The sequence below is a fragment of the Streptomyces exfoliatus genome (assembly GCF_000725545.1).
GTDB classification, from domain to species: Bacteria; Actinomycetota; Actinomycetes; order Streptomycetales; family Streptomycetaceae; genus Streptomyces; species Streptomyces exfoliatus.
In genome coordinates this window covers 1-5,065 of record NZ_JNZP01000065.1, presented here as the reverse complement: position 1 = coordinate 5,065, position 5,065 = coordinate 1, and the positions used below count along the sequence as shown (strand labels likewise).

Annotated in this window: 6 protein-coding genes and 1 pseudogene; 4 read left to right on the top strand and 3 right to left on the bottom strand. The window is 67.5% G+C overall.

Features of this window, described 5'->3' with window-relative positions; all coding sequences use genetic code 11:
- Positions 1 to 428: 428 nt before the first annotated feature.
- Complete coding sequence (locus tag IO20_RS0133935; protein WP_030557119.1) at positions 429 to 848, bottom strand: DUF6578 domain-containing protein; 420 nt, start codon at positions 846 to 848, stop codon at positions 429 to 431.
- Between the two features lie 116 nt (positions 849 to 964).
- Here IO20_RS0133935 and IO20_RS0133930 point away from each other — a divergent pair, with 116 nt between their 5' ends.
- The 3 genes and pseudogenes from IO20_RS0133930 to IO20_RS40125 all read left to right on the top strand — a co-directional run.
- Positions 965 to 1,498, top strand: a complete 534-nt coding sequence (locus tag IO20_RS0133930; protein WP_030557118.1) for a hypothetical protein — start codon at positions 965 to 967, stop codon at positions 1,496 to 1,498.
- An 891-nt stretch (positions 1,499 to 2,389) separates the two neighbouring features.
- The gene (locus IO20_RS0133920) at positions 2,390 to 2,638 is read left to right on the top strand and encodes a hypothetical protein (RefSeq protein WP_030557114.1); all 249 of its coding nucleotides are present in this window, start codon (positions 2,390 to 2,392) and stop codon (positions 2,636 to 2,638) included.
- A gap of 8 nt (positions 2,639 to 2,646) precedes the next feature.
- Positions 2,647 to 2,751: pseudogene (locus tag IO20_RS40125) on the top strand (IS5/IS1182 family transposase); the annotation flags it as partial.
- Positions 2,752 to 2,770: 19 nt separating this feature from the next.
- On the opposite strand, the gene IO20_RS0133915 reads toward IO20_RS40125, so the two are convergent.
- Positions 2,771 to 3,079 carry a hypothetical protein gene (locus tag IO20_RS0133915; RefSeq protein ID WP_030557112.1) on the bottom strand — a complete coding sequence of 103 codons (309 nt, stop codon included), beginning with the start codon at positions 3,077 to 3,079 and terminating at the stop codon, positions 2,771 to 2,773.
- A 167-nt stretch (positions 3,080 to 3,246) separates the two neighbouring features.
- On the opposite strand from IO20_RS0133915, the gene IO20_RS41850 reads away from it, so the two are divergent.
- Positions 3,247 to 3,681: a hypothetical protein gene (locus IO20_RS41850; protein ID WP_245685154.1), complete on the top strand. Its 435-nt coding sequence runs from the start codon at positions 3,247 to 3,249 to the stop codon at positions 3,679 to 3,681.
- A 549-nt stretch (positions 3,682 to 4,230) separates the two neighbouring features.
- Here IO20_RS41850 and IO20_RS0133905 read toward each other — a convergent pair.
- Positions 4,231 to 5,065 (bottom strand): hypothetical protein (locus tag IO20_RS0133905; protein ID WP_342668820.1); only part of this gene is annotated, 835 nt, incomplete at its 5' end.

Sequence of the window (5,065 nt, the reverse complement as noted above, 5' to 3'; positions counted from 1 at the left end):
TTCGTGATCCGCAGTACGTGGCCATGGAGATCGGCCCTGATGACTTCGAGGCGGCATGGCAGCGAGCACATCGACCGCCCGAGGGTTGATCAGTCGGGCGCCGCGGCTCCGCGAGGTGGCGGAATCGTTGGTAGAACGGGGCCTGGGCACCAACGCGAAGCGCCTCCCGCCTCCTGCGAGGATGCTGCTCGCGCAGCCGCTGCCGAACCCTTGCCCCGTCGGCCGGATCCCGGACGCGACGGGCATGGACGCCTTCACCACCGCGTACAGGGCATCCAAAGCCTGGCACCCGCAGCTGAGTGGTCACCGAAGCTGACCCCTCTGTGTGCTACGGCGGCTGTCACAAGCTGTGGACGCCGCAGCGATCCTCCAGTGACCGTGGTTGACCGCTCGATCTGTCACGCATCTGGCACGGTCCGCCGGCTCCCTCATTGACCGCGAGCGGCCGCACCTTCTGGCACGTCTGTGACACGTCGGGCGGTCACCAGGTAGCCCGCGAAGCTCACGTCCGGCCTGGCCGTCGCCCACCCGTCCGCCTCTTCAACCGGAACCATTACGGTCGTGCCCGGAACGGGGTAGTTCACCTTGTCCGTGGCACCCGGGGGTATCCCGTAACGGCAGTGCACCTCGACGATCGACACCACCTCCACTGAGGCGGGTGCGTGCCCCTCCCCCTGGCCGTGGTGCTCCTCGCGGAAGTCGATTTCATCCGCACGTTCGCCACCAATAATGTCGGCGTAGTCCTCCGGATCAACCTCCAGCAGCGTCCACGAGACAACGTCCCCTGGTGCGAAGCTCTCTCCGCAGCACTGCATCTGCCAGTCATCGACCCAAATCGTCAACGTCATGCCGCCATTGTCCGCCGCCCGAGGCTGCTACTGCAGCCCCCTACCGAAAGCCACCGGGTACAGCCGGTGGTGCCAGAGGCCTCGTGGGCCTCCTGAGCGGTCACTAATCTGTTCGCATGATCCCGAACGAAGACCGCCAGTTTCCCGCTGCGCTCGCCGCTGCCATGGCAGTCCGGCTCGACTGCATAGGCGAGGACGGCGTCGACTTCGAACCCTACGAGTCCTTCCTGACTGCCGACGAGACCACGGATTGGCTCCGTGCATGGACGGGCAACAGCGACCTGACCGGCGATGACTTCCGCGTCTTCGGCCAGGACGGCACCGGTGGGAACGCAGCCTTCTGGCTCATCCGTCCAGGCCGGGACCTGGCAGAGCAGCCCGTTGTCTTCATGGGCTCCGAAGGAGAGACCGGAGTTGTTGCCCGCGACCTGGGCGCCTTCCTATGGCTGCTGGCTGACGGCTTCGGCCCGTGGGAAGCGGGCGCCTTCCACGAGCCCGAACCCGACTGGGCTCCGCAGGTCAACGAGGACCTAGCGGCTATCGCGGAGAAGCACGCTCCGGCCTGCCGCGCGTCGGCAGCGACGATCGTCGCGCAAGCCACACAAGAGTTCCCCGACTTTGACGACATCATCATGGGACATTGCCGCTGAGCCCAGCCATCGGGCCGGACAGCGCAACTGTCGGCATCGTCACGTGCTGCGGGTCTGAGACCGCTCCAGGCCCTCCAAAACGGCGTTATGAAATGCGAGCTCGTGGGACCGGCAAGGCGCGGCGAAGAACATGCTTTGCGCTTCGGCAAGCCCACATCCCACGACCTGCATGGTGACCCTGACGGCGTCCACTCCGTCACGGCCGCGCTCCTTCAAGAACGCCTGCAAGGCTGCGCTGTCGTGGGACTCCGCCCAGAGGGGATCCGCCGCCTCGGCCATGCTGGCTATCCGCGCCCTACGTGCTACGTCGATCACGGTGCCTCGCAACGATCATCGGTCTTGCCCGGATCTGGTGCTGGTACGGGCGCGGGCAACGGAAACTCCCGGTCAACCGTCGCCCGATCGCCCGTCTTTGCAGCACCGGGATCGCAGCCGGGACGGATGTTACCCAAGCCGAAAGGCACCGGCGACTCCTGGCTTGTCGTGGCTACCGTGCGGGCATGACGAGTAAACGGAAGCACTGGCGGGACGGCTTGGGTTCCCCGGCAACGATCGTTCTGTTCCGCACACCCGACCGCTGGCGCTACGCCCTGTACTTCTCGGAGCCTCGCGGTGTCGCGGACGGCTGCCTAGCCCATCCCGGCGCCGACAGTGAACCCGGCGAAGCTCAGACAGCTGCGCGCGCCAAGGCTGAGCAGATAGCCGGCCAATCGCTGGCGATTTCCTGGCAGACGAGCGAGGAACCGGGTTGGTGGACGGGAGCCATCACGACCGGCACGTCGGAGCCGACGCCTACCCCTACTGCCGGTTGATGGGGATCTCGTAGACGAGCTCGCCAAGAGCAGCGCGCCGTGTTCGTCGCCGTCGAGCGCCAGGGCTACCAAATGGACGGTGAAGGTCGACGCGCTCACCGCCCCGCAGCACCCTCTCGACACGACGTTGCACGAAGCCGTCCGCGAGGCCGTCGGTCACCTGATCGACTCCCGGCAGATCCGCCCTGACGCCTTCGCCGACCCCGTCTACGTCGGGCTGTTACGACGTAGACGGCGAGGGGCAAGCCGTGAACTGGCCGCTGCCTTGCACGCCGCTTTCTACGGCGACCGCGAACCTCTGGCCCGCGCCGTACGCCCTGCGTCCTGACGGCCAATCTGACCCAGTTCAAACGGCTCCGCACCCGCTACGAACGACGCGCCGATCTCCATCAGGGCCTGCTCGAACTGGCCTGCAGCCTGATATGTCTGCGCCAACTCCGACGGACGGCCAATTGCTCGGTCAGTAGCGGAGGCGAGCTTCAGCCCCATAGATACGCACCATGCAGTCCTTGAAGAGCTGCAACGGAGTCTGCTGGCCGTCAACCGGAGCCAGGGTGAGCCCCAAATCCTGCAACGGCTTGGCCAGGGTGACGAACCTAAGCCCATTCGGGTCCGGGCCCCTGTAGGTCGCCAATGCCTCGAACAACGGTCTCACGCTCTCCCAGCCAGGTCCCGGGGTGAAGCGCGCCAGGAAGAACGGCTGATCACAGCCGTACTCACTGAGCTCACCGACCAGGACGTCTCCCTGCAAGAGCTGCCACCGCGTCATCTGGTGTCCCCGTCCACACCGCCCAGTCGAGTTCGCATCATCGCAGCGCGTAACTCTCTGGCCAAGCGCTTCATTCTGAAACGATCAGTAAGGCCGGGAGGGCGCGCGCGCTGAGGACGGACCGAAATCCCTTCTCGCTTGTCAGACCTGCTTGCCACACTGGACGGATGAACGAGGGATCACCCGATCGGTGGCTGGCGGCGCAGCGGATTGACGCCCGGATCGAGGAAATCCGGCCCGAGGCCGAGCGCCACGTGGTCGGTCAGCACGTGATCTCCCAAGTGCTGTTCAAGCGCTTCGCCACGCCGTTCGGCAGTAACGGAGCGAGCACGTCGAGCCGGCCCATCCCAGCCGCGCGCATCGCCGCGAACGCACGGGCCCGCTCTCAACCCCTGGCACGCCGACGCCGGCAGCATTACGCGGCGGCCACCGGCGGCATCACCGTCCAGGCCCGCGACCGGTTCGGCTACACCGCACCGGTGGGTACCACCGACGACGGGCGGTTCCGCCGCCTCACCGTGCATCTGGCTGCGGTGTGCGCGCAGCGGCTCTTCACCGCCCGCGAAATGTGCGGGATCACGGGCCGGGCCCGCGGGCGCTGACGAACTCACCACGGCCCCGGTCGCTGCCGCGAGCACCAGGCCATCGCCGCCGCCTTCGTCCGCGGACAGGACTCAGCGGAGCTCAAAGGAACTCGCGGGTTGTCGCACCGTAAGCGCCTGTGGCCTTCCGTGGGGAGCCGGGAGCCGGGAGGCGGGCGCGGGCCCGGCCCCCGGCGGGCGACGCGGGGCCGGACCGGCGGCCCGCGCCGCAGGGTGGGCCGCGGGGGCCGCTTGCGGTTCACCCTGCCACCGGGAAGGAGGTGCCGGTCCCGCCGTTCTCGGGGAAGCGACGGGACCGGCACCAGCCCCAGCGGCACCCGCCCTGTAATGGGGTGTCCACGACGACCCTACGAACCCTCACCGGCCCCAGCAGCTCCTGATGGGCCGACAGCGCAGAACCTGACCCCCACAGGCGCCCGCGAAGCCTATGTCGACGGTCATGTATTTCCCCATCGCGAGCGTCAGCTTCCCCGCCCAGACGTTCGACCCGTCGTCACACCATCGTGGTCGTTCCTCGACCGACCGGGGGTTGAGGCGAGGGCCGGCTGATCAGACCCAGTCGGACGCCGGCTGGTCGACTCGGCCGCCTTTGTGGGGTGTGGGGATGTAGTCGCGAGCACCGCCAGGCAGCGCGGCGACACACGCCGCCGAGCAAGCGTTGACCAGCAGGGGTAGTACGTCAGTGGCCACGCGCAGTGAGATCCACACCTGACGGAGTCCGCTCTGTTCGATCGGGCGGTCGCAGACACTGCAGCTGTGGGTGACGGTGGTGCCCCAGTGCCGAGGATCCAGGTTTCCCGGATCGAGGTCCGCAACGGAGTCCGGGGAAGGCTGTAGCCGCGGGAACGGGGGTTGCAGCTTGTAGTTGCCGAACAACGCGCGCGTGCTCACCGTGCTGCGGGTCAGCTTCCGGCACCGGGTGATCTCGTAAGGGAACCAGTGCAGCCGGTAGGAGGTGTAGGGGGTGAACTCCTCCAGACTGGTCATGGCCCCGATCTCGGGCGGGATCCGGACCAGATTGCTGCCGTAGAGCACGAGATGCTTGACCGCCGTCAGCTGGTCGATGCTCGGCGGCAGGGTGATGATCTGCCGCCGCTCTTCCGGGCTGAGCCCGGTCAGGGGGCGAAACTCTTCGCGCCCGTCGGCGGCGGCCTCGTCGATCAGCTCCAGCAGGTGGCGCCAGCCCGAAGCTGAGGTGTCCTGCCGCTCGGCGTGGAATCCGACTCGGGCTCGCGGATGCGGCCTGGACTGGTCGAAGCACGAGCACGCGTCCTGGCGGGGGCCACGCCGCTCCGGAGCCGGGTCCGATGTGTCGCCCCAGCGGTTCAAATCAAGCCCCGGCTCTGCCTCGTCCGTCATGGCGCCAAGATACGGAGGTTGCTGC